At 73.7% G+C, this 22,520-nt stretch carries 18 protein-coding genes and 1 tRNA gene; 4 read left to right on the forward strand and 15 right to left on the reverse strand.

Features of this window, described 5'->3' with window-relative positions; translation table 11 throughout:
* Window positions 1-28: 28 nt before the first annotated feature.
* From folE to K330_RS19465, 6 genes are all read right to left on the reverse strand, one after another.
* Window positions 29-670 (reverse strand): GTP cyclohydrolase I FolE, encoded by a 642-nt coding sequence (gene folE / locus K330_RS0105945; RefSeq protein WP_022920930.1) that lies wholly within the window; start codon window positions 668-670, stop codon window positions 29-31.
* Window positions 648-2,690, reverse strand: coding sequence for an ATP-dependent zinc metalloprotease FtsH (gene ftsH, locus K330_RS0105950; protein WP_022920931.1), 2,043 nt, complete (start codon window positions 2,688-2,690; stop codon window positions 648-650). The genes folE and ftsH overlap by 23 nt, the downstream gene beginning before the upstream one ends.
* 150 nt (window positions 2,691-2,840) lie before the next feature.
* Window positions 2,841-3,392, reverse strand: a complete 552-nt coding sequence (gene hpt, locus K330_RS0105955; protein ID WP_029202372.1) for a hypoxanthine phosphoribosyltransferase — start codon at window positions 3,390-3,392, stop codon at window positions 2,841-2,843.
* 47 nt (window positions 3,393-3,439) lie between these two features.
* Window positions 3,440-4,492 carry a tRNA lysidine(34) synthetase TilS gene (gene tilS / locus K330_RS0105960; protein ID WP_022920933.1) on the reverse strand — a complete coding sequence of 351 codons (1,053 nt, stop codon included), beginning with the start codon at window positions 4,490-4,492 and terminating at the stop codon, window positions 3,440-3,442.
* A gap of 3 nt (window positions 4,493-4,495) precedes the next feature.
* Window positions 4,496-5,647, reverse strand: a complete 1,152-nt coding sequence (locus K330_RS0105965; protein WP_022920934.1) for a zinc-dependent metalloprotease — start codon at window positions 5,645-5,647, stop codon at window positions 4,496-4,498.
* A gap of 74 nt (window positions 5,648-5,721) precedes the next feature.
* Complete coding sequence (locus K330_RS19465; protein WP_022920935.1) at window positions 5,722-7,323, reverse strand: D-alanyl-D-alanine carboxypeptidase/D-alanyl-D-alanine-endopeptidase; 1,602 nt, start codon at window positions 7,321-7,323, stop codon at window positions 5,722-5,724.
* Window positions 7,324-7,415: 92 nt separating this feature from the next.
* Between K330_RS19465 and K330_RS0105975 the strand changes: the two genes are divergently transcribed.
* Window positions 7,416-7,940: an inorganic diphosphatase gene (locus K330_RS0105975; protein WP_022920936.1), complete on the forward strand. Its 525-nt coding sequence runs from the start codon at window positions 7,416-7,418 to the stop codon at window positions 7,938-7,940.
* 245 nt (window positions 7,941-8,185) lie between these two features.
* A complete protein-coding gene (locus K330_RS0105980) occupies window positions 8,186-9,751 on the forward strand; it encodes a DUF3352 domain-containing protein (protein ID WP_022920937.1) in 1,566 nt (521 codons plus the stop codon).
* 128 nt (window positions 9,752-9,879) lie between these two features.
* On the opposite strand, the gene K330_RS0105985 is transcribed toward K330_RS0105980, so the two are convergent.
* The 6 genes from K330_RS0105985 to K330_RS0106010 form a co-directional block, all read right to left on the reverse strand.
* A tRNA-Thr gene (locus K330_RS0105985) sits at window positions 9,880-9,956 on the reverse strand.
* Between the two features lie 119 nt (window positions 9,957-10,075).
* The gene (locus K330_RS19470; protein WP_022920938.1) at window positions 10,076-11,668 is read right to left on the reverse strand and encodes an alpha/beta hydrolase; all 1,593 of its coding nucleotides are present in this window, start codon (window positions 11,666-11,668) and stop codon (window positions 10,076-10,078) included.
* A 58-nt stretch (window positions 11,669-11,726) separates the two neighbouring features.
* The gene (locus K330_RS19475) at window positions 11,727-12,941 is read right to left on the reverse strand and encodes a DNA polymerase III subunit delta' (protein ID WP_022920939.1); all 1,215 of its coding nucleotides are present in this window, start codon (window positions 12,939-12,941) and stop codon (window positions 11,727-11,729) included.
* Entirely contained in the window at window positions 12,938-13,627 is a 690-nt protein-coding gene (gene tmk / locus K330_RS19480; protein WP_022920940.1) for a dTMP kinase, read from the reverse strand. Before tmk ends, K330_RS19475 begins: the two co-directional genes overlap by 4 nt.
* A 79-nt stretch (window positions 13,628-13,706) precedes the next feature.
* A complete protein-coding gene (locus K330_RS0106005) occupies window positions 13,707-14,495 on the reverse strand; it encodes a MerR family transcriptional regulator (protein ID WP_308423426.1) in 789 nt (262 codons plus the stop codon).
* A gap of 34 nt (window positions 14,496-14,529) precedes the next feature.
* Window positions 14,530-15,054, reverse strand: a complete 525-nt coding sequence (locus K330_RS0106010; protein ID WP_022920942.1) for an Lrp/AsnC family transcriptional regulator — start codon at window positions 15,052-15,054, stop codon at window positions 14,530-14,532.
* A gap of 132 nt (window positions 15,055-15,186) precedes the next feature.
* On the opposite strand from K330_RS0106010, the gene K330_RS0106015 reads away from it, so the two are divergent.
* Window positions 15,187-16,356, forward strand: a complete 1,170-nt coding sequence (locus K330_RS0106015) for a trans-sulfuration enzyme family protein (RefSeq protein WP_029202374.1) — start codon at window positions 15,187-15,189, stop codon at window positions 16,354-16,356.
* Between the two features lie 45 nt (window positions 16,357-16,401).
* Here K330_RS0106015 and K330_RS0106020 read toward each other — a convergent pair whose 3' ends face one another.
* Entirely contained in the window at window positions 16,402-17,007 is a 606-nt protein-coding gene (locus K330_RS0106020) for a hypothetical protein (RefSeq protein ID WP_022920944.1), read from the reverse strand.
* 265 nt (window positions 17,008-17,272) lie between these two features.
* Window positions 17,273-20,038: a type I DNA topoisomerase gene (topA, locus tag K330_RS0106025; RefSeq protein WP_029202375.1), complete on the reverse strand. Its 2,766-nt coding sequence runs from the start codon at window positions 20,036-20,038 to the stop codon at window positions 17,273-17,275.
* Between the two features lie 111 nt (window positions 20,039-20,149).
* Between topA and K330_RS0106030 the strand changes: the two genes are divergently transcribed.
* Window positions 20,150-20,872, forward strand: coding sequence for a hypothetical protein (locus K330_RS0106030; RefSeq protein WP_156875704.1), 723 nt, complete (start codon window positions 20,150-20,152; stop codon window positions 20,870-20,872).
* Between the two features lie 54 nt (window positions 20,873-20,926).
* Here K330_RS0106030 and K330_RS0106035 read toward each other — a convergent pair whose 3' ends face one another.
* Window positions 20,927-22,447: a N5-glutamine methyltransferase family protein gene (locus K330_RS0106035; RefSeq protein WP_029202376.1), complete on the reverse strand. Its 1,521-nt coding sequence runs from the start codon at window positions 22,445-22,447 to the stop codon at window positions 20,927-20,929.
* Window positions 22,448-22,520 lie beyond the last annotated feature (73 nt).

Genomic DNA, 22,520 nt, shown 5'->3' on the forward strand with positions numbered 1-22,520 from the left:
ACCACGAGGTCGGCGAGGGGACGCACGGTCAGCGGTTCCTGCCCATCACCAGGCTCATGGCCTCGGCCCGGGTGGCGGGATCGCGCAGCTGCCCCCGCACCGCCGAGGTGATCGTGCGCGCGCCGGGGCGGCGGATGCCGCGCATGGACATGCACAGGTGCTCGGCCTCGACGACGACGAGCACGCCGGCAGGGTCGAGGTGCTCGACCAGGGCCTCGGCCACCTGCGTGGTGAGCCGCTCCTGGACCTGCGGCCGCCGGGCGTAGACGTCGACGAGGCGGGCGAGCTTGGACAGCCCCACCACGCGGCCGTCGGCCCCGGGGATGTAGCCGACGTGCGCCGTGCCGTGGAAGGGCACCAGGTGGTGCTCGCAGACGCTGTGCAGCTCGATGTCGCGCACGAGGATCATCTCGTCGTGCTCGACGTCGAAGGTGGTGCCCAGGACCTCGGCCGGGTCCTGGGCCAGGCCCGAGAAGACCTCGGCGTAGGCACGTGCCACCCGCGCCGGGGTGTCGCGCAGCCCGTCGCGGGCCGGGTCCTCCCCGATCGCGGCGAGGATCTCGCGGACCGCCGCCTCGATCCGGCCGTGGTCGACCTGTGCGGTGACGGGTGCGCCGGGGGCGTCACCCTCGTCCACGCTCGTCAGGTCAGTGCTGCCCCGGGTCGACATACCCACCCTCCGGCACCTCGATCACCTTCTCCGGCGGGTGCTCCTCCCCGGCGTCTCCCGGCGGGCGGTGCCCGTTGGCCATCGCCCGCTTCTCGGCCTCGGTGAGGACCGGGCCCTCGGTGTGGATGGTGCGGGCGTCCGAGGACAGCCACACCGGCCGGACCGGCCGCCTGCGCACGTCCTGGAAGATCTCGGCGATGGCGGCCGCGTTGAGCGTCTCCTTCTCGAGCAGCTCGAGCACCAGCGCGTCGAGGATGTCCCGGTTGTCGTTCAGGGCGTGCCAGGCCTCGTCGTGCGCGGCCTCGATGAGGCGACGCACCTCCTGGTCGACGACGCCGGCGAGGTTCTCGGAGTAGTCGCGCTCGTGGCCCATGTCCCTGCCGAGGAAGACCTCGCCGCCGGCGGAGCCGAGCTTGACCGCCCCGACGCGCTCGCTCATCCCGAACTGGGTGACCATCTTGCGGGCCAGCCCGGTGGCCTTCTCGATGTCGTTGGCCGCACCGGTGGTCGGGTCGTGGAAGACCAGCTCCTCGGCCACGCGCCCACCGAGGGCGTAGGCCAGCTGGTCGAGCAGCTCGTTGCGCGTCGTGGAGTACTTGTCGTCGGCGGGCAGGACCATGGTGTAGCCCAGCGCCCGGCCACGCGGCAGGATCGTCACCTTGCTCACCGGGTCGGTGTGGTTCATCGCCGCGGCCACCAGGGCGTGGCCGCCCTCGTGGTAGGCGGTGATCTTCTTCTCCTTGGCGCTCATCACGCGGGTCCGCTTCTGCGGGCCGGCCATGACGCGGTCGATCGCCTCGTCCAGGTCCTTGTCGGTGACGACCTTCTCGTCCTGGCGGGCGGCCAGCAGGGCGGCCTCGTTGAGCACGTTGGCCAGGTCGGCGCCGGAGAAGCCCGGGGTGCGGCGCGCGATCGCCATCAGGTCCACGCCCTCGGCCAGCGGCTTGCCCTTGCCGTGCACCTGCAGGATGTGCAGGCGGCCGAGCATGTCCGGGGCCTCGACGGCGATCTGCCGGTCGAAGCGTCCGGGGCGCAGCAGCGCCGGGTCGAGGATGTCGGGACGGTTGGTGGCGGCGATGAGGATGACGTTGGTCTTGACGTCGAAGCCGTCCATCTCCACCAGCAGCTGGTTGAGCGTCTGCTCCCGCTCGTCGTGCCCGCCGCCCATGCCGGCTCCGCGGTGGCGGCCGACGGCGTCGATCTCGTCGACGAAGATGATCGCCGGGGCGTTCTCCTTGGCCTGCTCGAAGAGGTCGCGGACCCGCGAGGCGCCGACACCGACGAACATCTCGACGAAGTCCGAGCCGGAGATCGAGTAGAACGGCACCCCCGCCTCACCGGCGACGGCGCGGGCGAGGAGGGTCTTGCCGGTGCCGGGCGGGCCGTAGAGCAGCACGCCCTTGGGGATCTTCGCGCCGACCTCGAGGAACTTGCGCGGCTCGGAGAGGAACTCCTTGATCTCGTGCAGCTCCTCGACCGCCTCGTCGGCGCCCGCGACGTCGGCGAAGGTCACCTTGGGCATGTCCTTGGTGGCCAGCTTGGCCTTCGACTTGCCGAACTGCATGACCCCGCGGCCGCCGCCCTGCATCCTCGTCATCAGCCACAGGAACAGGCCGAGGATGAGCAGCAGCGGCAGGAAGTTGGCCAGCATCGAGACGAACACGTTGGGCCGCGCCGGGTCGTCGGTCCAGGAGCCGCTCGGCGGGGTCTCCTCCAGCGCGGCGATGACCTGCTCACCCCGGGCCTCCACGTAGAAGGCCTGCACCTGGCTCGTCTCGTTGACGTCCTCGTTCGAGAAGGTCTCACCCTCCTCCAGCGTCAGGTCCAGACGCTCGGGGGTGATCGTGGCCTCGGCAACCTTGCCGTCCCGGATCAGCTCGAGGGCGTCGGCGGTGTCGATGCGGGTGTAGGCGCTGGGGGACAGCACCGAGAACCACAGGATCCCCAGGCCGAGGAAGAGGAAGATCCACATCCACGGACTGGGCTTGGGGCGGGGCCGCCGCTGGGTGGCGTTGCTCATGTCTGGCGCGTTCGGGCGGCTCCCGCGTCCACGGCGGCCGGCCCGGTCCTCCTGATCGTGATGTCGGCACGGGGTCTTCCTGCCGACAACGCGCGGCAGGGGGTCAGTGTTCCACGTCCCCGGGCGCTGCGCCCTCGGGGAACCTCCCGGTCAGGAGTAGACGTGCTCGGCGAGGGTGCCGATGACCCGCAGGTTGCGGTACTTCTCGGCGTAGTCCAGGCCGTAGCCGACGACGAAGGCGTTGGGGATCTCAAAGCCGACGTACTTGACGTCGATCTGGACCTTGGCGGCCTCGGGCTTGCGCAGCAAGGTGCAGATCTCCACCGACGCCGGGCCCCGCGACTCCAGGTTGGTGCGGATCCAGCTGAGCGTGAGGCCGGAGTCGATGATGTCCTCGACGATGAGGACGTGACGGCCCGAGATGTCGGTGTCGAGGTCCTTGAGGATGCGCACGACGCCGCTGGACTTGGTGCCCGAGCCGTAGCTGCTCACCGCCATCCAGTCCATCTCGGCCGAGCCCGGCAGCGCCCGCGAGAAGTCGGCCATCACCATGACCGCGCCCCGCAGCACCCCGACCAGCAGGACGTCCTTGTCGTGGTAGTCCTCCCAGACCTGGGCGGCCAGCTCGGCGAGCCGCTCGCGGATCTGCTCCTCGGTGAAGAGGACGTTCTCCAGGTCCGCTCCCATGTGCTCGGCGTCCACGCGCTGCTCCTTCTCGTCGGTCGACGTGCTGTGCTGCACCGGCCCATTCAACTACGTGGGCCGCGGACCGCGACCCGCTCCCCCGTCCGGGAGGCGCGCACCCCGCCGGGCAGGTGCAGCGGTCCCTGCCCCCGCCAGGCGGTGACGAGCCCGTCCACCGCGAGCAGGTGGTCCGAGGTCAGGTCGGTGCCGGGGCTGCCCGCGTCCAGGGCCAGGCGCCGCCAGAGCCGGGTGCGCACCGCACGTGGGTGCTGACGCAGGTCCGTCACGGCCCACGGCGGCGGGCCCAGAGCCAGGTATGCCGTGCCCGCCGTCGTGTCGAGCGCGTCGGCGTCGTCCTGCAGCAGCGAGGCGGTGCGGGCCAGGCCGGCGACGACCCCCGGGCCGAGGTCCCGCTCGAGGTCGGCGAGCCCGCGGCGCGCCCGCACCCGGGTGAAGCGGTGGTCCTCGTTGTGCGGGTCCTGCCACGGCTCGAGCCCGAGCTCGGCGCACGCCTGCGCGGTCTGGGCGCGCGAGACCCCCAGCAACGGTCGGACGAGCAGCATGTGCGGTGCCCCGTCCCCCGCACCCCCGCGGACGACGCGGTGGGTGCGCATCCCGGCGAGGGACCTCGCCCCCGAGCCGCGCACCAGCCCCAGCAGCACCTGCTCGGCCTGGTCGTCCAGGGTGTGCCCGAGCAGCACCGCCCGGGCGCCGACGCGGTCCGCGCAGGAGGCGAGCGCCGCATACCTGGCCCGACGCGCGTCGCCCTCCGGTCCCGCCCCGCTCGCGCCCACCACGACCCGCACCACCTCGACCGGGTCCAGGCCGAGGTCGCGGCACCGGGCGGCGGCGGCCTCGGCGACCTCGGCCGAGCCCGCCTGCAGCCCGTGGTCGACGACGACCGCTCCGGCGGCCCAGCCCAGGCGGGGGGCGACGAAGGCGGTGCCCGCCGCAAGCGCCAGCGAGTCCGCCCCGCCGGAGCAGGCCACGAGGAGCAGCGGGGCACCGGGCTGCGGCCCGGGCCGCGGGGGCACGCGCTCGGCCCGGAGGGGTCCGCCCGTCAGCGCCTGCCGGACGGCGACGCGGACGGCGGCGACGGCGGGAGGCGGGCCGGGCACGGCTCAGCCGTGGACGCGCGCGATCCAGGCGCGGGGGTCGGCGATCTCGGTCGGCAGCGGCAGCGTGTCGGGGCTGGTCCACACCTGGTTGAAGCCGTCGACGCCCACCTCGTCGACGACCCCGCGGACGAAGGCGGCACCGTCGCGGTACTGCCGCATCTTGGCCTCCATGCCCAGCAGCCGGCGCAGGACCTTGTCGACGTTGCCGGCGCCCTTGCGCCGCTGGTCGAACCTGCGGCGGATGTCCGCGACGGTGGGGATGACCTGCGGCCCGACCTCGTCCATGACGACGTCGGCGTGCCCCTCCAGCAGCGACATCACGGCGGTGATCTCGGCGAGGCGCTCGCGCTGGGCCGGGGTGGCCAGGACCTGCGTGACGTCGGTCTCCCCGCGCAGCACCCCGGGCAGCTGGGTCAGGACCTCGCCCAGCCGCTGCGACATCTGGTCGGGCTCGGGCATCATCTCCGCACCGATCGACCGGGCGCGGCCGACCACGTGGTCGCGCAGCCAGGGCACCGCGGTGAACTGCACCCGGTGGGTCTCCTCGTGCATGGCCACCCACAGCCGGAAGTCCGTAGGCTCGACCCCGAGCTCGCGCTCGGCCCCGAGGATGTTGGGCGCCACGAACATCAGCCGGGGGGTGCCCTGGGGCGCCAGGTCGTACTGCCCGAGGACCTTCGTCGAGATCCAGGAGAGGATGCCGGCGACCTCGGTGCCGGTGACCGTCGCCCCCACCTTCTGCGCCGTGTCCCCCACCTGGGGCAGGCTGCGCCCTGCGGACCGCGCCTTGTGGCGGTCGCTCTCCCGCTTGCGGGCGACCACCTCGTCCAGGACCGGCGCGAGCATGGCCCCCATCGAGCGGGCGTTCGCGCGGATCCAGCCGGGCCGGTCGACCACCAGCGCCGGCGGCGTGCCCGCGGGGGTCTGCATCCGCGCCGTGGTCGCCACCGGGTCGACCGCCCGCTCGCCCGCGACCCGGAGCTCGGCCACCAGGTCCTCGATCTCGCCCCGGCCGGCGCGGGGCCCGGGCCGCACGAGCCGGCTGGCGGCCGCCGCCGCGAAGTCCCAGTCGACCAGGTCGCTGCCCTGGACGTCGCGGTCGGTCCCCGACGGGGTCGGGTCCGTGGGCAGGGAGGAGGACGGGGTGGAGGTCATGCCCCGACCGTATGCGGTGGCGCCGGGCGGGCGCGACCCCGGCAGCCGGGCGGTCGGCGCGGTCGGGACCGCGGTCAGCAGCCGCAGCGTGCGAGCTGGGCGACGACCTCGTCCAGGCTGGAGCGGGCCTCCAGCACGGCGGCGTCCTCGCCGATGTCGTCGGCGGTCAGCGAGTAGACGAGCAGGCGCCCGTCGGCGGAGACGACCGTGCCGGCGAGCGAGGTCACCCCCGGCAGCGAACCGGTCTTGGCCCGGGCGTTGCCGACCCCCGCCTCGTGCACCGGCAGGTGGAACCGGGAGGACAACGTGCCGGTGTAGCCGGCGATGGGCAGCCCGCCGGCCGCCAGCACCGTCTGCAGGTCGGGGCGGGACCCGTCGGCCGCCGCCACCAGCAGGTCGGCGACGACGTCGACCGTCAGCAGGGTGCCGTCGGACAGCCCGCTGGCGTCGGCCAGCTCGAGCCCGGTCAGGTCGACGCCGTAGTCCTCCTCGACCGAGCGCCGGATCCATGCCGTCACCGCCTCCCGGTCGGCGCTCCCGCCGTCGGTCACCGCCGCCTGCCTGGCCAGCTGCTCCACCATGGCGTTGTCGCTCGCGGCGAGCGCCAGGGCCAGGACGTCGCGGAGCGCGGCCGACTCCACCTGGGCGAGGACCTCGGCACCGGCGATCTCCCCGCCGGGCTCCTCGGTGGCGGGAGCGCCGTCGGGTGCCTGGGTCACCGTGCCCCGCTCCTGGGCGGCCGGGTCCGCGGCCGGCCGGGTCAGCCCCACGGTGCCCGCGGGTGTCTCCACGAGCTCGGCGGTCCAGTCCTGCGCCTCGTCCTCGCCCTCCCAGCCGACGACCTCCACCCCGGCGTCCTCGAGCGCGGCGGCGAACGCCCTGGCGACCTCCTGCTCCGGGTCGGTGGGCGAGGGGTAGAAGGGCAGGGCGAGGTCTTCGGCGAGGCCGAGCTGGACGATGCGTCCGGCGTAGCCCTCGGAGACCCAGAAGTCTGACCAGGTGTCGAGCTGGTGGGGACCGGCCACGTGCTGCAGGTCGAGGCCGACCGACACCGGTCCCGGGACGCCGCCGGCCTCCAGCGCGTCCGCGGTCTGCGCGGCGAGGTCGGCGACCCCGGCGTGCCCGGCGACGGCCCCCGGGTCACCCGCGCCGCGGGCCAGCAGCATGTCTCCCCCGGCGACAAGCACGACCTCGTCCGCGGCCGCTCCGGTGACGACGCGGGTGGTGAACGTCTGCTGGACCGGCAGGCCGGTCACGATCGCGGCGGCGGACAGGATCTTGGTGGTCGAGGCCGGGGTCACGGGTCGGCCGGCGTTGCTCTCGGTGAGGACCTGCCCCGTGAGGGCGTCGCGCACGGTGATGGCCCGGCGGTCCTCGGGGCCCAGCCAGTCGGTCTCGAGCTCGTCGGACAGCGCCCTGCTCACCGTGTCGGGGTCGGGCACCGGCCCGTCGGCGACCGCGCCGAGGGGGCGGTCGAGGGGCATCAGCCTGGGTCGCGCCTCGGCCTGGGTCTGCGGGCGGGCGGTCGCGGCAGGACCGGCCGGGCCGGTCGTCACGGCCTCGTCGTCGACCGCCGCGACGGCCGGCGAGCCCGCCGCGAGCAGGGCGGCGAGCAGTGCGGGGGCGACGGCATACCGGAGGCGCCGGTGCGTGCAGTGCACGCTGTCGCTGACCACCTGTGACTGCCCTCCGTCGGGATCCTGGGCGCGGATAGGGAACACTGGACCCCAGAGCCTAACCGTCAGCGACGCGAGAGAGAGCACCGCACATGCAGTTCGACGTGACGATCGAGATCCCGCAGGGCAGCCGCAACAAGTACGAGGTCGACCACGCGACCGGGCGCATCCGCCTGGACCGCATGCTCTTCACCGCCACCCGCTACCCGGCCGACTACGGCTACATCGAGGAGACGCTGGGCGAGGACGGCGACCCGCTCGACGCGCTCGTGCTGCTCGACGAGCCGACGTGGCCCGGCTGCCTGGTCGCGGCACGCCCGATCGGCATGTTCCACATGCGTGACGAGGCCGGCGGCGACGACAAGATCATCTGCGTCCCGGCCGACGACCCGCGCAAGGCCGGCATCACCGAGCTGGAGCACATCGGCGAGCACACGCGCCTGGAGATCCAGCACTTCTTCGAGGTCTACAAGGACCTGGAGCCCGGCAAGTCGGTCGAGGGTGCCCACTGGGCCGGCCGCGAGGAGGCCGAGCGGGTCTACCACGAGGCCGTGCAGCGCGCCAAGGACGCCGGGCTGACCACCGCCCGCTGGCCGATGCCGCACCAGGGCCACTGAGCCCCACCCCTTCCCGCCGACCGTGACGCCCCGGACCTCCTGGTCCGGGGCGTCATCTCGTCGTGGCAGGTCAGCGGCCCGCCACGTCGATGGAACCGACCGGCACGCCCATCCGTCAGTCTCCACGGACAGGCCCGTGGGCGGCCCGGGACCTGCCAGGAACACGGACTAGTCTGGCCGCAGCACCGTCGCCGACGACGGGCACGACAACGGGGCGGCAGGACGCCCCCGGGAAGTGGGGACGGATGAGCACGGTGATGGAGCACCCGGGCGGGGACGTGACCGAGACCGGTCGCGGCGGCCGGGGCCTGGTGATGGCGGGGGCGGCGCTCGGCGCCGTCGTGCTCGTGGGTGGCGGCGCGTACGCGGCGACCCAGCTGCTGGCCGGCGGCGGGGAGCAGCCCGACACCGTCCTGCCCGCGTCGGCGGCGTTCTACGCCAGCGTCGACGTCAACCCCTCGGTCGGCCAGAAGGTCGCCGCGGTGCGGTTCTTCCAGGGACTGGACGAGGAGACCAAGGCCCGGCTCGACGACGGCGAGTGGCGCGAGTGGGTCTGGGAGCAGGTCCAGGACGAGGGCGACGTGCCCGCCGACATGGACTTCGCGACCGACATCGAGCCCTGGCTCGGCGACCGGCTGGGCGTCGCCGTGGTGCCGCGCGGAGCCGACCAGGAGCCCATCGTGGCGGTCGCGCTGCAGGTCAAGGACGGCGAGGCGGCCCTGGAGACCCTCGAGCGGCTCAAGGCCCAGCACGAGGACGCGCCGGCGGAGGAGCAGGTCGACTACTACCTCGACGACGACTACGTCGTGCTGACCGGCGCGCAGATGGTCAGCGACCTGCGGGCCGCGACGGAGCAGGGCACGCTGGACGGGCACGAGGCCTACACCGACGACATGGACGAGCTCGGTGACGCCGGGGTCGCCTCGATGTGGGCCGACGCCGCCCGGCTCGGCGACCTCGACCCCGCAGCCCTCGCAAACCCCGCCCTCGGGGCCGCGGGCATGCTCGACGGGATGGGTGAGGACCTCGGCGACGAGGCCGACCTGATGGCCGGCCGCATGGCCGCGACCGTGCGCCTGTCCGCCGACTCCGTGGAGGTCCACGGGGTCAGCCGCGGCGTCGACGGCCTCGCCATGCCCACCGGCGACGACACCGCACGCCTGGTCGACGACCTGCCGGCCGACACCGCCGTGGCGCTGTCGCTGGAGAACGGTGCCGGCTGGGTGCAGGCGGCGTGGGACTACTACGCCGCGACCTTCCCCGAGCAGGTGGAGGAGGCCACGGCCGCCGCGGAGGAGCAGGGCTTCAGCCTGCCCGACGACCTCAAGACCGTCCTCGGCGACTCCCTGGCGCTCTCGGTCGGCCCCGACATCGTCTCCGCCTTCCAGGGCATGAGCGAGACCAGCACCGAGATGCCGCCGCTGCCGGTCGGCTACCGTGTCGCCACCGACGCCGAGGCCATGGTCGCGATGCTCAGCGACGCCGGCGTCCCGCCGACGATGCTGGCGCAGCGCACCGACGACGGCGTGCTCACCATCGGCCTGCACCAGCCCTACGTCGACGCGCTGGCCGCCCCCGAGGGCACGCTGGGTCAGGACGCCACCTACCGGGCGGCCGTCGCCGACAGCGACGAGGCCGACTCGGTCCTCTACGTCAACGTCAACCCCTTCGAGGAGCTCTACCTGGCGCAGGTGACCGACGAGCGCGCCCGCACCTCCCTGGAGGCGCTGGCCGCGGTCGGCCTGTCCACCACGGTCGACGACGCCGACCAGAGCCGCTTCACGATGAGGTTCGTCGCCGACGAGGAGTGACCTGCGGCTCCCGCCCGTGAAAGCCGGGACGCCGTGACGGACAGCACCCCCGGGCCTCGTGGCCCGGGGGTGCTGCCGGTCGGTGGGGACACGACGGCGCCCCCGGCCGAGGGCCGGGGGCGCCGTGGTGGAGCCGCCTAAGGGAATCGAACCCTTGACCTATTCATTACGAGTGAATCGCTCTGGCCGACTGAGCTAAGGCGGCGTGTCGCCGGTGACGGACAACCCGAGGAAGGATACCCGACCGTCGCGGGTCGCCCCAAACCGCCGGGTTTGCCACGGGCGCCCCGTCGGCGGGGACCGCGGCACACCCGGCAGGTGCCCTCAGCAGGTGAGGCCGCCCTCGGGCACGGCGCCCTCGAGCAGGTAGGCGTCCACCGCGTCGTCGACGCAGTCGTTGGACCGGCCGTAGGCGGTGTGACCGTCCCCGTCGAAGGAGATCAGCACCCCTGAGTCCAGGGTCTCGGCGAGCTGCACCGCCCACTCGTGCGGGGTCGCGGGGTCGCGCGTGGTGCCGATGACCAGGATCGGCGCGGCGCCCTGCGCGGAGTAGTCCTCGACCGTCTCGGTGGCCTCCGCGGGCCAGTACTCGCAGGCGCCGTCCCCGGCCAGGTAGCGACCCCACGTCGGCGAGGCCTGCTCGAACCGCTCCTGGACGGCGTCGGTGTCGAGGTCGACCTCCGCGTCGGCGGGGCGGTCCAGGCAGTTGACGGCGTAGATGGCCTGCATGCCGTTGCCGGTGTACTCCCCGTCGCTGCCGCGCGAGGCGTAGGTGTTGGCCAGGAACATCAGCAGGGTCCCGTCCCCCTGCTCGGCCCGCTGGAACGCCTGGGTCAGGATCGGCCAGAAGTCCTGGGCGTACATCGCGACGATGATGCCGTACATCGCCCAGCCCTCGGTGAGCTCGGTCACGGTGTCGCCGCTGACCGGCAGCGGGTCGGCGTCGACCTCGTCGAGGAACACCGGGATCGCGGCCATCGCCGTCTCCACGTCGTCCCCGAGCGGGCAGTCACCGGAGGCGACGCAGTCCTCGACGTAGGCCCGGGTGGCCCGCTCGAAGCCGGCGGCCTGGCCCAGGCCCATCTCCAGCCCCGTGAGGTCGGGGTCGATGGCGCCGTCGAGGACGAACCGGCCGACGCGCTCGGGGAACAGGGTGGCGTAGGTGGTGCCGAGGAAGGTGCCGTAGGAGGCGCCGAGGTAGTCCAGCTGCTCCTGGCCGAGCGCCGCGCGCAGCACGTCCATGTCCTTGGCGGCCTCGACCGTGGACACGTGCCCGAGCAGGTCGCCGGCGTTGGCCGCGCAGGCCTGCGCGAAGTCCTCCTGGCCCTCCCGGGCGGCCTCCTCCTCGGCGGGGTCGTCGGGCGAGGGGTCGGCGCCCAGGAGCTGGTCCATCTGCTCGTCGGAGTAGCAGGTGACCGGCGCCGAGCGCGCGACCCCCCGTGGGTCGAAGCCGACGATGTCGTAGACCTCGCGCACCGGCGGGGAGACGACGGCACCCGCTGCCGTGGCGTAGTCGACGCCCGAGGCCCCCGGCCCGCCGGGGTTGACCACGAGCGCCCCCCGGGCCTGGCCCGTCGCCGGCGCGCGCAGGAGGGCGAGCTCGATGCTGCCCCCGGCGGGGTCGGCGTAGTCGACGGGCACCTCCAGCGAGGCGCACTCGAAGGCGGTCTGGCACTCGGCCCACTCGAGCTGCTGGCCGTAGAAGGGCTCCAGCCCGTCAGGAGCACCCTCGACCAGGGGGGTCGACGTGCGGTCCGCCCCGTCCGCCGACGGCGTGGCAGGGCCGCCGGAGCTGGCGGCGCCGTCGGTGCTGCCGTCGAGCAGCGAGCAGCCGCTGAGCAGCGCCAGCGCGCTCACGGCGGCGACCAGCCGGACGACCGGCCCCCGTCGCCCGGGAGCGGGACGGTCGGTCGCCACGCGCCCGCGCGACCCCCCGGGGGTATGCAGTCCTGCCACGTCGGTCCTCTCGCTCGGCTCAGCCGGTCGCCACAGTAGCCCGGCGCCCTGTGCCCGACGTCTGCCGGGACCCCGAGCCTGCCGGACCGGACGGCACCGTCAGCCCGATCATCATCGCCTCGAGGACGAGCAGCGGTGCACCGTTGGCGATCAGCCGCTGCCGGGCCAGACCGATCGTCTCCAGCGCCCGCAGCAGACCCTCGGCGGAGAAGGAACGCGCGAGCTGCTGGACCTGGTCCGGCTCCGTGGCGTTGACGAGCTCGACCTGGCTCCTGGTCGACACGACGAGCGCGTCGCGGTAGACCGAGGCCAGGTCGGTCAGCGCGGCGTCGATGCTGTCGTGCTGCTGGCGTCGCGCCTGCCGTTTCTGGCGGGCCTCGAGGTCGCGCAGGTGGGCACGCACCGCCGGCGGCTGCGTGCGGGCCGAGGGGTCGGCCCCCAGCTGGGCCAGCAGCTGGCGACGCTCCTGGTCCGCCCGGTCGGCCGAGACGGCCTCGGCCCCCGCACCCGCCTCGTCCACGAGGTCCTGGGCCGCGCGCAGGGCGGCCCCCAGCCCGGTCAGGGTGAGCGGGATGGAGATGATCTCGCGTCGCCGGGCCCGGGCGTGCTCGTCGGTGGCCAGCCGGCGGGCGATGCCGATGTGGCTCTGCGCCGCCCGTGCCGCGTAGTGCGCCATGGCCGGGTCGATACCGTCACGCTCGACGAGCAGGTCGGCCACCGCGTCGACGGGCGGGGTGCCCAGGCGAAGGTGCCGGCACCGGGACCGGACGGTGACGATGAGGTCCTCCTGGGAGGGCGCGCACAGCACCCAGACCGTGCGCGGCGGGGGCTCCTCCAGCGACTTCAGCAGCGCATCGGCGGCCGGCTCGTTGAGCCGGTCGGCGTCCTCGACGACGATGATGCGCCAGGGCCCCGCCGAGGGGCGGGTCTGCGCCAGGAGCGCGAGGTCACGGGCCTCGGCGACCTTGATGAAGGTCTCGCTGGTCGCGACGATCGTGACGTCGGGGTGGGTGCCCGCCGTGGCGGTGCGGCAGGCCTGGCACTCCCCGCAGCCGGGGTCACCGGGGGCCTGGCACTGGAGCGCGGCCGCGAAGGCCCGCGCCGCGACGCTGCGGCCCGACCCGGGAGGCCCGGTGACCAGCCACGCGTGGGTCATCGCCCTCGGCGTCGAGACGGTATGGCGCAGGGTCGCCACCGCACGGTCCTGGCCGACGAGCTGGTCGAAGACGCTCACCGTGGCTCCTGCCCCGCCCGGCCGGCCGAGCGGTGAAGGAGCGGGCTCACGCGCCGGCGCACGGCGGCGGCCAGCTCATCCGCGGGCAGCGTCGCGTCCAGGACCAGGTAGCGGTCCGGGGCCAGGGCCGCCAGGTCGAGGAAGCCCTGGCGCACGCGGTCGTGGAAGTCGTCGGCCTCCCGCTCGAGCCGGTCGTGCACGGCTCCCCGACGGGCACGCCCCTCGGCGGACGGGACGTCGAGCAGCACGGTCAGGTCGGGCACGAGGTCCTCGACGGCCCACAGCGACAGGCGGCGCACCTCGTCGTGACCGAGCTGGCGGGCCGCTCCCTGGTAGGCGACGGAGGAGTCGAGGTAGCGGTCGGTCAGCACCACGGCTCCGCGGCTCAGCGCGGGTCGCACGACGGTGGCCACGTGATGGGCGCGGTCGGCCGCGAAGATCAGTGCCTCGGCCCGCGGGCTGACCGACCCGTCCCGGCCGTGCAGGACGAGCTCGCGCAGGGTCCGGCCCAGCGTCGTGCCCCCGGGCTCGCGGGTCTGCACGACCTGCGCACCGTGCTCGGTCAGCCACTGCGCCAGCAGCCCCGACTGGGTGGACTTGCCCGCCCCGTCACCGCCCTCGAACGCGACGAACAGACCCGGTCCGTGACCGCATACCTGGGTCCCGGACGGGGTCTGCTCGCTCACGTGGGCAGCCTACGTGACCCGCCCGACAGCGCTCCTGACCGTCCACAACGGCCGGGACACCGACGTCGGGCAGCGGGGCTCAGCCCCGCGCCGCGTTGGCCACGACCGCGTCGCGGACGTAGCGCGCCAGCCCGGGCGCGACGTCCTCGTAGGTCTTGGTGAACCGCGGGTCGGCGACATACATCTCGGCGATACCGGCGTGCATCTGGCGCGGGCAGTCGTAGAACCACGTGCAGATCTGCTGCCGCGCCGCCTCCGCCACCTCCATGGCCTGCTCGGAGTCGGCCGGCACGCCCTCGTGCATCAGCTGCACGTAGCGGGCGTTGATCTCCTCGCCCTCGTCCTTGATCTGCTGCCACTGCTCCTTGCTGTAGGACCTCGCCCGCTGCTGCGACTGCGTCCAGGCGTCGGTGTCGCCCCAGCGCTGCTCGGCCTCCTGGGCGTAGCTCTCGTCGAAGGAGTCGCCGAAGAGCTCACGCTGCTCCTCGCGGGTGATCCGGTAGTCGTTCATCTCGGCCTCCAGAGCCTTGTCGATCGCTGTCACGAGCCGGGCGAGCCCGGCCATCTGGTCCGTGAGCGCCTCCCGCTGCCGCCGCAGGTGGGTCAGCACCGTGTCCCTGCCGGTGCCGTCGGACAGGATGTCCCCGATCTGCTCGAGGGGGAACCCCAGCCGCCGGTAGACGACGACGTGCTGCAGCCTCCGCAGGTCCGCCTCGGTGTAGAGGCGGTAGCCGGCCGGGCTGCGCTCCGAGGGCACCACCAGGCCGATCTCGTCGTAGTGGTGCAGGGTGCGCACCGTCACGCCGAGAGCCTCGGCCACCTGGCCCACGGTCAGCACCTCGTCGGTCATCAGCTGGTCTGCGCTCACGTCCTCGACTCTGGGGCCTCACGCCGCGTGAGGGTCAAGCCGGATCCTCCGAGGCCGTCTCCGCCGCCGTGTCGGGGTGGGTCATCGTGCCCCGGCCGCGCAGCGACTCGAAGATCAGGGAGGTCTCGGCGTGGAGCACGCCCGGGCGGTTGGTGAGGTGGTCGAGGACGAAGTCGCGCAGCGCGTCGGCGGACTCGGTGGCGACATGCACGAAGTAGTCGATGGCCCCGGAGACGTGGAAGGCCCCCAGCACACCCGGCAGCTCGGGGACCTCCTGGGTGAACTGCTCGAAGTGGCTGCGCCGGTGACCTCCGAAGCGGACGGCGATCATCGCCTCGACGGGCCGTCCGACCGCGACCGGGTCGATGTCGGCGTGGATCCCGCGCACCACCCCCCGCTCGCGCAGGGAGCGGACGCGCACCAGGCACGTCGACTCGGCGATCCCCACCTCGCGGGCGAGCATGGCGTTGGACATGCGGCCGTCCTGCTCGAGGAGGCGCACCAGCGCCAGGTCGGTCGCGTCGAGGGGCTTGGCGGGAGGCTGAGGATTCTTCGGCACGACAGGAGAGTATGCCGTGCAGCGAGGCGCCGTCGCGGTAGCAGACCGCACGATCATCCGGCTCGTGCGCTGTGACCAGATCAATACTTCGGAGAACTTGATCTAGCGACGCAGTATCTGCACCATATGGGCATGACCGCCGAAAACCTGGGCTTCGACAGCCGCGCCGTCCACGCCGGGCGTGGTGACCTCACCGCGATGGGCGTGCACGTCCCGCCCATCGACCTGTCCACCACCTACCCGCTGCCGACCGTGGACGAGGGCGGGCAGGCCTACGAGGACATGGCCGGCGGGGACGCCTGCGGCGACGGGCAGACGCCGGTCTACCAGCGCCTCTGGAGCCCCGGGGTGGCACGGTTCGAGGAGGCGCTCGCGGGCCTGGAGGGCGCGGAGGCCGCCGTGGCCTTCGGCTCTGGGATGGCGGCCCTGACCGCGACCCTGCTGGCCAGCGTGTCAGCCGGCCGGCCGCACGTGGTCGCGGTCCGGCCGCTCTACGGTGGCAGCGACCACCTGCTGGCCAGCGGTCTGCTCGGCACGCGCGTCACCTGGACCACAGCGGAGGGGGTCGGCGAGGCGGTCGAGGAGGACACCGGACTGGTCGTGGTGGAGACCCCGGCCAACCCGACCCTGGACCTCGTCGACCTGCGCGCCCTGTGCGACCGGGCCGGTGAGGTGCCCGTGCTGGTGGACAACACCTTCGCGACGCCGGTGCTGCAGCGCCCGCTCGAGCACGGCGCGAGCATGGTGCTGCACTCCGTGACCAAGTTCCTGGCCGGGCACGGCGACGTGCTCGGCGGCGTCGTCGCCTGCAGCGAGGAACACGCCCGGCGCATCCGTCCGGTCCGGGCCATCACCGGCGCGATCATGCACCCGCTGTCGGGCTACCTGGCGCACCGCGGCCTGCAGACGCTGCCGGTCCGGGTGCGGGCACAGCAGGACACCGCGCAGGTGGTCGCCCACTGGCTGGCGGCGCACGCCGACGTCGAGCGGGTGCACTACCCCGGCCTCGACGGCACCGACCCCTCCGGGCTGGTCGGGACCCAGATGACCGGGCCGGGCGCGGTGCTGTCGATCGACCTGGGCACCTTCGAGCGCGCCTGCCGGGTCGCGGAGAACGTGCGGATGATCGTGCACGCCGTCTCCCTGGGCGGGGTCGACACCCTGCTCCAGCACCCGGCCGCCGTCACCCACCGGCCGGTGTCCGGCGAGGCCAAGCCGGGCGAGGGCGTGCTGCGGCTCTCGGTCGGCCTTGAGACGCCGGAGGACATCATCGCCGACCTGGCCAGGGCGCTGACCGCCTGACACCGGCCGGCTGCCGCCGACCACCTGAGCGCCGCCTCCCGGGTCTCAGGCAGCAACCCACGACCCCGGGGCACAGGACAGGCACAGGCAGCCGGGGTCGAGCGGCTCCGGCGGCTCCCGGTCCAGGCACGCGAGGATGTCGGCGCGCAGGTGCAGCAGGCCGCGCAGCGTCACGCCGCCGACGCCGAGCTCCTCGGCGAGGAGCAGCCCCCGCTGGCACCATCCCCAGGCGTAGACGTGGTCGTCGCGGTCCGCCCAGATCTGGGCGATCCGGCCGTGGTCCCGCACGCTGCAGGAGCGGTCGCGGCGCCAGGCCTCGCTGAGCTGCCGCGCCTCCTCCTGCCCGTCCAGGTCGAGCGTGCGCCGCAGCAGGTGCGCACGCGCCGACAGCACACGGTCCTCCTCGAAGGCGCACGCCAGGGCCAGGAGGCCACCGGCCAGCCCCCGGTGCCCCAGGTCGTCGGCCCGTCCCGCCGCCATGACGAGCAGGTCGCTGCGCCCGTAGGCGTCCTGAGGGTGGGCCGAGGCGGCGAGCCGAAGCAGGTGCCGCAGCTGCGCGGCCCAGGCCCCGCGCGTCCGTTCGCGCCACCTCGGCAGCTGCTCGGGAAAGCTGTCGAGGGTGAGCGCCTCGCGTCCTGGTCCTGGCTCCATGACAGGAGGGTGGCAGCCCTCCGCGCGGGGGCGCCGGAGTTATCCACAGGCGCCGTGACACGGCCGAAGGGGCCCGCGCCCTGGAGCGGTACGACTCCTGGCCCCGAGCAGGCGGTCAGGTCCTCAGGACGGGCACCCGGACCGCAGCCACTCGCGACGCCCAGGTGCACTGCTCGCACGATGCATCATGTGAACTCTGCTCCTGGGCGTCGCGAGTGCGCCTGACCGGTCGGCGGGCAGACCGGCGAGCGGCGCCGGCCGCGGCTCAGGCCTTCTTGGTCGACGTCTTCCGGGCGGTCGTCGTCTTCTTCGCGGCCGTCTTCTTGGCAGCGGTCTTCTTGGTGGTCGTCTTCTTCGCGGCCCGCTTGCGAGTGGTCGGGCCCTTGGCCCGCTTCTCCTCCAGCAGCTCGAAGGCGCGCTCCTGCGTCAGCGACTCGGGCTCGTCGCCCTTGCGCAGCGTCGCGTTGGTCTCCCCGTCGGTGACGTAGGGCCCGAACCGGCCCTCCTTGACCACGACCTTCTTGCCGGAGACCGGGTCCTCGGCGAACTCGGCCAGGGGCGGCTTCGCCGCGGCCCGACCGCGCTGCTTGGGCTGGGCGTAGATCGCCAGCGCCTGCTCGAGGGTGATGTCGAAGATCTGCGCCTCGGTCTCCAGCGACCGCGAGTCCGTGCCCTTCTTCAGGTAGGGCCCGTAGCGGCCGTTCTGGGCGGTGATCTCCTCGCCCGACTCCGGGTCGGCGCCGACGACGCGGGGCAGCGACAGCAGCCGCAGCGCGGTCTCCAGGTCGATGGAGGCCAGGTCCATGTCCTGGAACAGCGACCCGGTGCGCGGCTTGGCCTTCTTCGCTCCGCGCTTGGGCGGCTCGTCGGCCTCCGGCAGCACCTCGGTCACGTAGGGGCCGTAGCGACCTGCACGCGCGACGATCTCGTGCCCCGTCTGCGGGTCGGTGCCCAGGACGCGCCCATCGTCGGCCGCGGCCGCGAGCAGCTCGTGCGCCTTCTCCACCGACATCTCGTCGGGGGCGATGTCGTCGGAGACCGTGGCCCGCCGCGGCTGCGCGCCCTCGGCCGTCGCGTCCTCGCCGACGAGCTCGACGTAGGGACCGTAGCGACCGACGCGCACGACCACGCCGTCCCCGATCTCCACCGTGGACACCCCACGGGCGTCGATGTCACCGAGGTCCTGGACCAGGTCGCGCAGGCCTGCCCCGCTGCTGCCCTCGGCGCCGAAGTAGAACCGGCGCAGCCACGCCACCCGCTGCTCGTCCCCGCGGGAGATCCGGTCGAGGTCCTCCTCCATCGAGGCTGTGAAGTCGTAGTCCACGAGCGTGGGGAAGTGTCGCTCCAGCAGCTGGGTCACCGCGAACGCCAACCAGGTGGGGATCAGCGCCGACCCGCGGGTGCGGACGTACCCCCGGTCCTGGATGGTGCCGACCGTCGCGGCGTAGGTGGACGGGCGACCGATGCCCTTCTCCTCCAGCGCCTTGACCAGCGTCGCCTCGGTGTAACGGGCGGGCGGGACCGTCTGGTGGCCCTCCGCCTCGGCCCGCAGCGTCTCCAGGGCAACGCCCTCGGACAGCTTGGGCAGCCGCGTGCCGACGGCCTCGTCGTCGCCGCCGTAGCGGGCCTCGTCCCGGCCCTCCTCGTAGGCCGCGAGGAACCCGCGGAAGGTGATCACGGTGCCCGACGCGGAGAACTCCGCAGACCGGTATGCCGTGCCGTCACCGCCGCGGGTCCCCTCCGGCAGCGCGGCCCGCAGGCGCACGGTGGCGGTGGAACCCTTGGCGTCGGCCATCTGAGAGGCGACCGTGCGCTTCCAGATCAGCTCGTAGAGGGCGTACTCCTGGCCGCGCAGCTCACCGGCGACCTGCGCCGGCGTCCGGAAGCGGTCTCCTGCCGGGCGGATGGCCTCGTGCGCCTCCTGGGCGTTCTTGGCCTTCTTGCCGTAGACGCGCGGGGTCTCCGGCACGTAGTCGGCGCCGTACATGTCGCGGGCCTGCGAGCGCGCGGCGCTGACGGCCGAGCTCGACAGCGTCGTCGAGTCCGTCCGCATGTAGGTGATGTAGCCGCCCTCGTAGAGCCGCTGGGCGGTGCGCATGGTCGTCTGGCTGTTCATCCGCAGCTTGCGCGAGGCCTCCTGCTGCAGCGTCGACGTGGTGAACGGCGCGGACGGCCGGCGCGTGTAGGGCTTCTCGGCGACCTCGCTGACGGCGACGTCAGCCTCCCGGGTGCCCTCGGCGACCGACTGGGCGCCGGCGGCGTCCAGGTGCACGGCCCTGGCCGTGCGCAGGGTGCCGTCGTCGGCGAAGTCGCGTCCGGTGGCGACCTTGCGGCCGTCGACGGAGGTGAGCCGGGCGGTGAAGGCGTTGCTCGCGGACGGCCCGCCGCCCGCGGGGGCGAAGTCGCCCTCGACGTCCCAGTAGGAGGCGGAGCGGAACGCCATACGCTCCCGCTCCCGCTCGACCACCATGCGGGTGGCGACGGACTGCACGCGTCCCGCCGAGAGCCCCTGCTTGACCTTGCGCCACAGCACCGGCGAGACCTCGTAGCCGTAGAGGCGGTCGAGGACGCGACGCGTCTCCTGGGCGTCGACCAGGTGCATGTCCATCTCGCGCGTCTCGTTGACGGCGCGCCGGATGGCCTCCTTGGTGATCTCGTGGAAGACCATGCGGCGGACAGGGACCTTGGGCTTGAGGACCTCGAGCAGGTGCCAGGCGATCGCCTCGCCCTCGCGGTCCTCATCGGTGGCCAGGTAGAGCTCGTCGGCGTCCTTGAGCTGGCGCCGCAGCTCGGCGACCTTCTTCTTCTTGTCGGCGTCGACGACGTAGTAGGGCTCGAAGTCCTCGTCGACGTTGATCGCGAACCTGCCGTAGGGGCCCTTCTTGAGGTCGGCGGGCAGCTCGGAGGGGTTGGGCAGGTCGCGGATGTGGCCGATGCTGGCGTTCACCGTGTAGTCGGGGCCGAGGTACTCCCCGATGCTCTTCACCTTGCCTGGGGACTCGACGATCACCAGCTTGCGTCCTGCTGCCACGGGCGTTGCTCCTTCTCGGGGCTCCGTGTGCCGTGGATTCGTCACGGCTCCGACACGGGTCCTCGGCCGTCACCGTAGCCCATGGCCCTGCACCGACTACGCTGCATCCCTATGACGACGCTGGCAGGAGCAGGTATGCCGTCGCGGCGCCGGAGCAGGGTGTCCCGGCTGGCTGCGCTCACGCTGGCCGGTGCCCTGGCCCTCGCCGGGTGCAGCGGCGACGAGGACGGCGGCACGCCCGACGGGTCCCCTACCGGCGGTGACACCGCGGTCGGGACCGGCGGGGCCGACGGCGCCCCCCAGACCGGCGGCGAGCCGGTGGCGGCTCCCACGGCACCGGCCGACATCCCGGCGGCGCTGGGCGAGCGGTCCGCGAGCGGCGGCGGCACCTCGGTGACGGTCGACGCCGACCAGGCCGGCTTCGTGCTGCCCTCGGGCAACATCGCCTGCTCGGTGACCGCTGGGGGCGCGGTGTGCCAGATCGCCGACAAGAACTTCACGCCCCTGGCCGACCACCTGTCCGAGGCCAACCTCGCCGGGTGCACGGCCGAGGAGGCCGACGTCATGCGGCTGGCGGCCGGGCGCGGCGCGTGGACCTGCGTGGCCGAGCCGCTCACCGGTGCGGCGCGGGTCGGCACCGGCGGCTGGTGGGCCGAGCAGGTCGGAGGGGAGACCCTCGACCTCGACGGGGCGACCCTGGCGGTGCTGCCCTACGGCTCGACGCTGACCGTCGGTCCGACCTCGTGCACCTCCGCCGAGTCCGGTGTCTCCTGCACCAGCAGCGAGCTCGGCCGCAGCTTCAGCCTGGCCCGCACGACGTACAACTACGGCTGACCACCGACGGCGCCGTCCCGTCCCCGGCCTCACCGACGACTCCGGAGCGCGCCCTCAGCGCAGCAGCCCGTCTTTGACGAGCTCGCGCAGGACCGGCACGACCGCGGTCTCCACCGCGGCGGGCGGTGTGTCCGTCAGCACCGCGAGACCGGCGCACAGCTGACGGGCGGTCAGGTCACCGTCGCACGCACCCACGACCCCCGCGGCGAGGGTGTCCAGCTGCAGCACCCTGCCCAGCCCACCGCCCTGCCGCACCTGGATCACCGCAGGGTCGGGGGCACCGGGCCGGCCGACCCGTTCCTCGGTGACGTCGTCGGCGACCTGCCAGGCGACGTCGAGCACGTCGTCGTCCCCGTGCTCGGCCAGCCACGTCCGTGCCCTCAGCCCGGCGAGCACGGTCGGCCCCATCGGTGAGGAGACCGGCGTCCGGACGTCCACGAGGTCCCGCCACGGTGCACGAGGCGTCGTCGGCCGGTGCAGCGTGACGACACCGAAGCCCACGCTCTCCACCCCCCGGCTCGCGAAGTCCGCCAGCCACGCCCCGTAGAGCCGCTCGAAGGCCACGGACCCGGAGCGGTGCCCGCCGTCGCGCACCCAGGTCTCGGCATACTCCGCGACGTCCTGCACCTCGCGCTGGACGACCCAGGCGTCCAGGCCGGTGCCCTCCAGCCAGGCCTCGACGTGCTCGTGCCAGTCCTCGCCCTCGCGCAGCTCCCAGTTGGCCAGGAGCTGGGCGATCCCTCCGGGGCGCAGGTGGGCGGCCAGGCTGTCGACGAGCCCGCCGACGAGGGCGTCCCCCGCCGCACCTCCGTCGCGGTACTCGTACAGCGGGACCCCCGCGAGCCGCGGCGTGATGACGAAAGGCGGGTTGGACACGACGAGGTCGAAGGTCTGCCCCGCCACCGGCTCGAGCAGGCTGCCCTGCCGCACGTCGAGCGTGAGGTCGTTGAGGGCCGCGGTGAGGCGGGCGTAGGCGAGTGCTCGGGTCGACAGGTCGGTGGCGACGACGTGCCCGGCGTGCGTCGACAGGTGGAGGGCCTGGACCCCGCCGCCGGTCCCCAGGTCGAGCGCCCGGTCGACCTGGGGGCGCGGTGTCCACGAGCTGAGGGTGGTCGACGCCCCGCCGACGCCGAGGACGTGGTCGGTCGGCAACGGCCCGTCGGTCGCCGCCTCGCCCAGGTCGGAGGCGAGCCACCAGGTATGCCGTTCGTCACCGTAGGGGCGCAGGTCGCAGGTCGCGCGCAGCGCTCCGTCGGGCAGGGCCCGGTCCGCCAGTCCACTGTGCAGCAGGCCGGCCGCGCCCGTGCGCGGGAGGGCGGTGTCGACGGCGGCCGCGTCGACCGGCCGGGCGAGGACGAACAGGCGGGCCAGGACCGCCGCGGGGTCCGCACTCCCTGCCGTGGCGAGGTCGGCGGGCAGGACCTGTCCACGGTGCAGCGCGGCCGAGGCGCGGTCACCGAGGAGCTCGGCCAGGTGGTCGACGGTGTAGCCGGCGTCGAGGAGGTCGGCACGCAGCAGGCCGGCGGCCTCGTCGTCGAGGACCGGCGGGGGCGTGGGGGCGGTGGCGCTCTGCACGCAGGTCACTGTCGCACGGTCAGGGTCGTCCCGGCGCCGGCCGTCGCACCCCGGACACGGACCGGGGCGGCAC

The organism is Ornithinimicrobium pekingense DSM 21552 (assembly GCF_000421185.1).
In the GTDB taxonomy this organism is placed as follows: domain Bacteria; phylum Actinomycetota; class Actinomycetes; order Actinomycetales; family Dermatophilaceae; genus Ornithinicoccus; species Ornithinicoccus pekingensis.

What these genes read in the sequence shown, in the direction of transcription:
- folE (WP_022920930.1), bottom strand. Translation starts at nt 670, where the DNA reads ATGTCGACCCGGGGCAGCACTGACCTGACGAGCGTGGACGAGGGTGAC.
- ftsH (WP_022920931.1), bottom strand. Translation starts at nt 2,690, where the DNA reads ATGAGCAACGCCACCCAGCGGCGGCCCCGCCCCAAGCCCAGTCCGTGG.
- K330_RS0105965 (WP_022920934.1), bottom strand. Translation starts at nt 5,647, where the DNA reads ATGACCTCCACCCCGTCCTCCTCCCTGCCCACGGACCCGACCCCGTCG.
- K330_RS0105975 (WP_022920936.1), top strand. Translation starts at nt 7,416, where the DNA reads ATGCAGTTCGACGTGACGATCGAGATCCCGCAGGGCAGCCGCAACAAG.
- K330_RS0105980 (WP_022920937.1), top strand. Translation starts at nt 8,186, where the DNA reads ATGAGCACGGTGATGGAGCACCCGGGCGGGGACGTGACCGAGACCGGT.
- K330_RS0106015 (WP_029202374.1), top strand. Translation starts at nt 15,187, where the DNA reads ATGACCGCCGAAAACCTGGGCTTCGACAGCCGCGCCGTCCACGCCGGG.
- K330_RS0106020 (WP_022920944.1), bottom strand. Translation starts at nt 17,007, where the DNA reads ATGGAGCCAGGACCAGGACGCGAGGCGCTCACCCTCGACAGCTTTCCC.
- K330_RS0106030 (WP_156875704.1), top strand. Translation starts at nt 20,150, where the DNA reads ATGACGACGCTGGCAGGAGCAGGTATGCCGTCGCGGCGCCGGAGCAGG.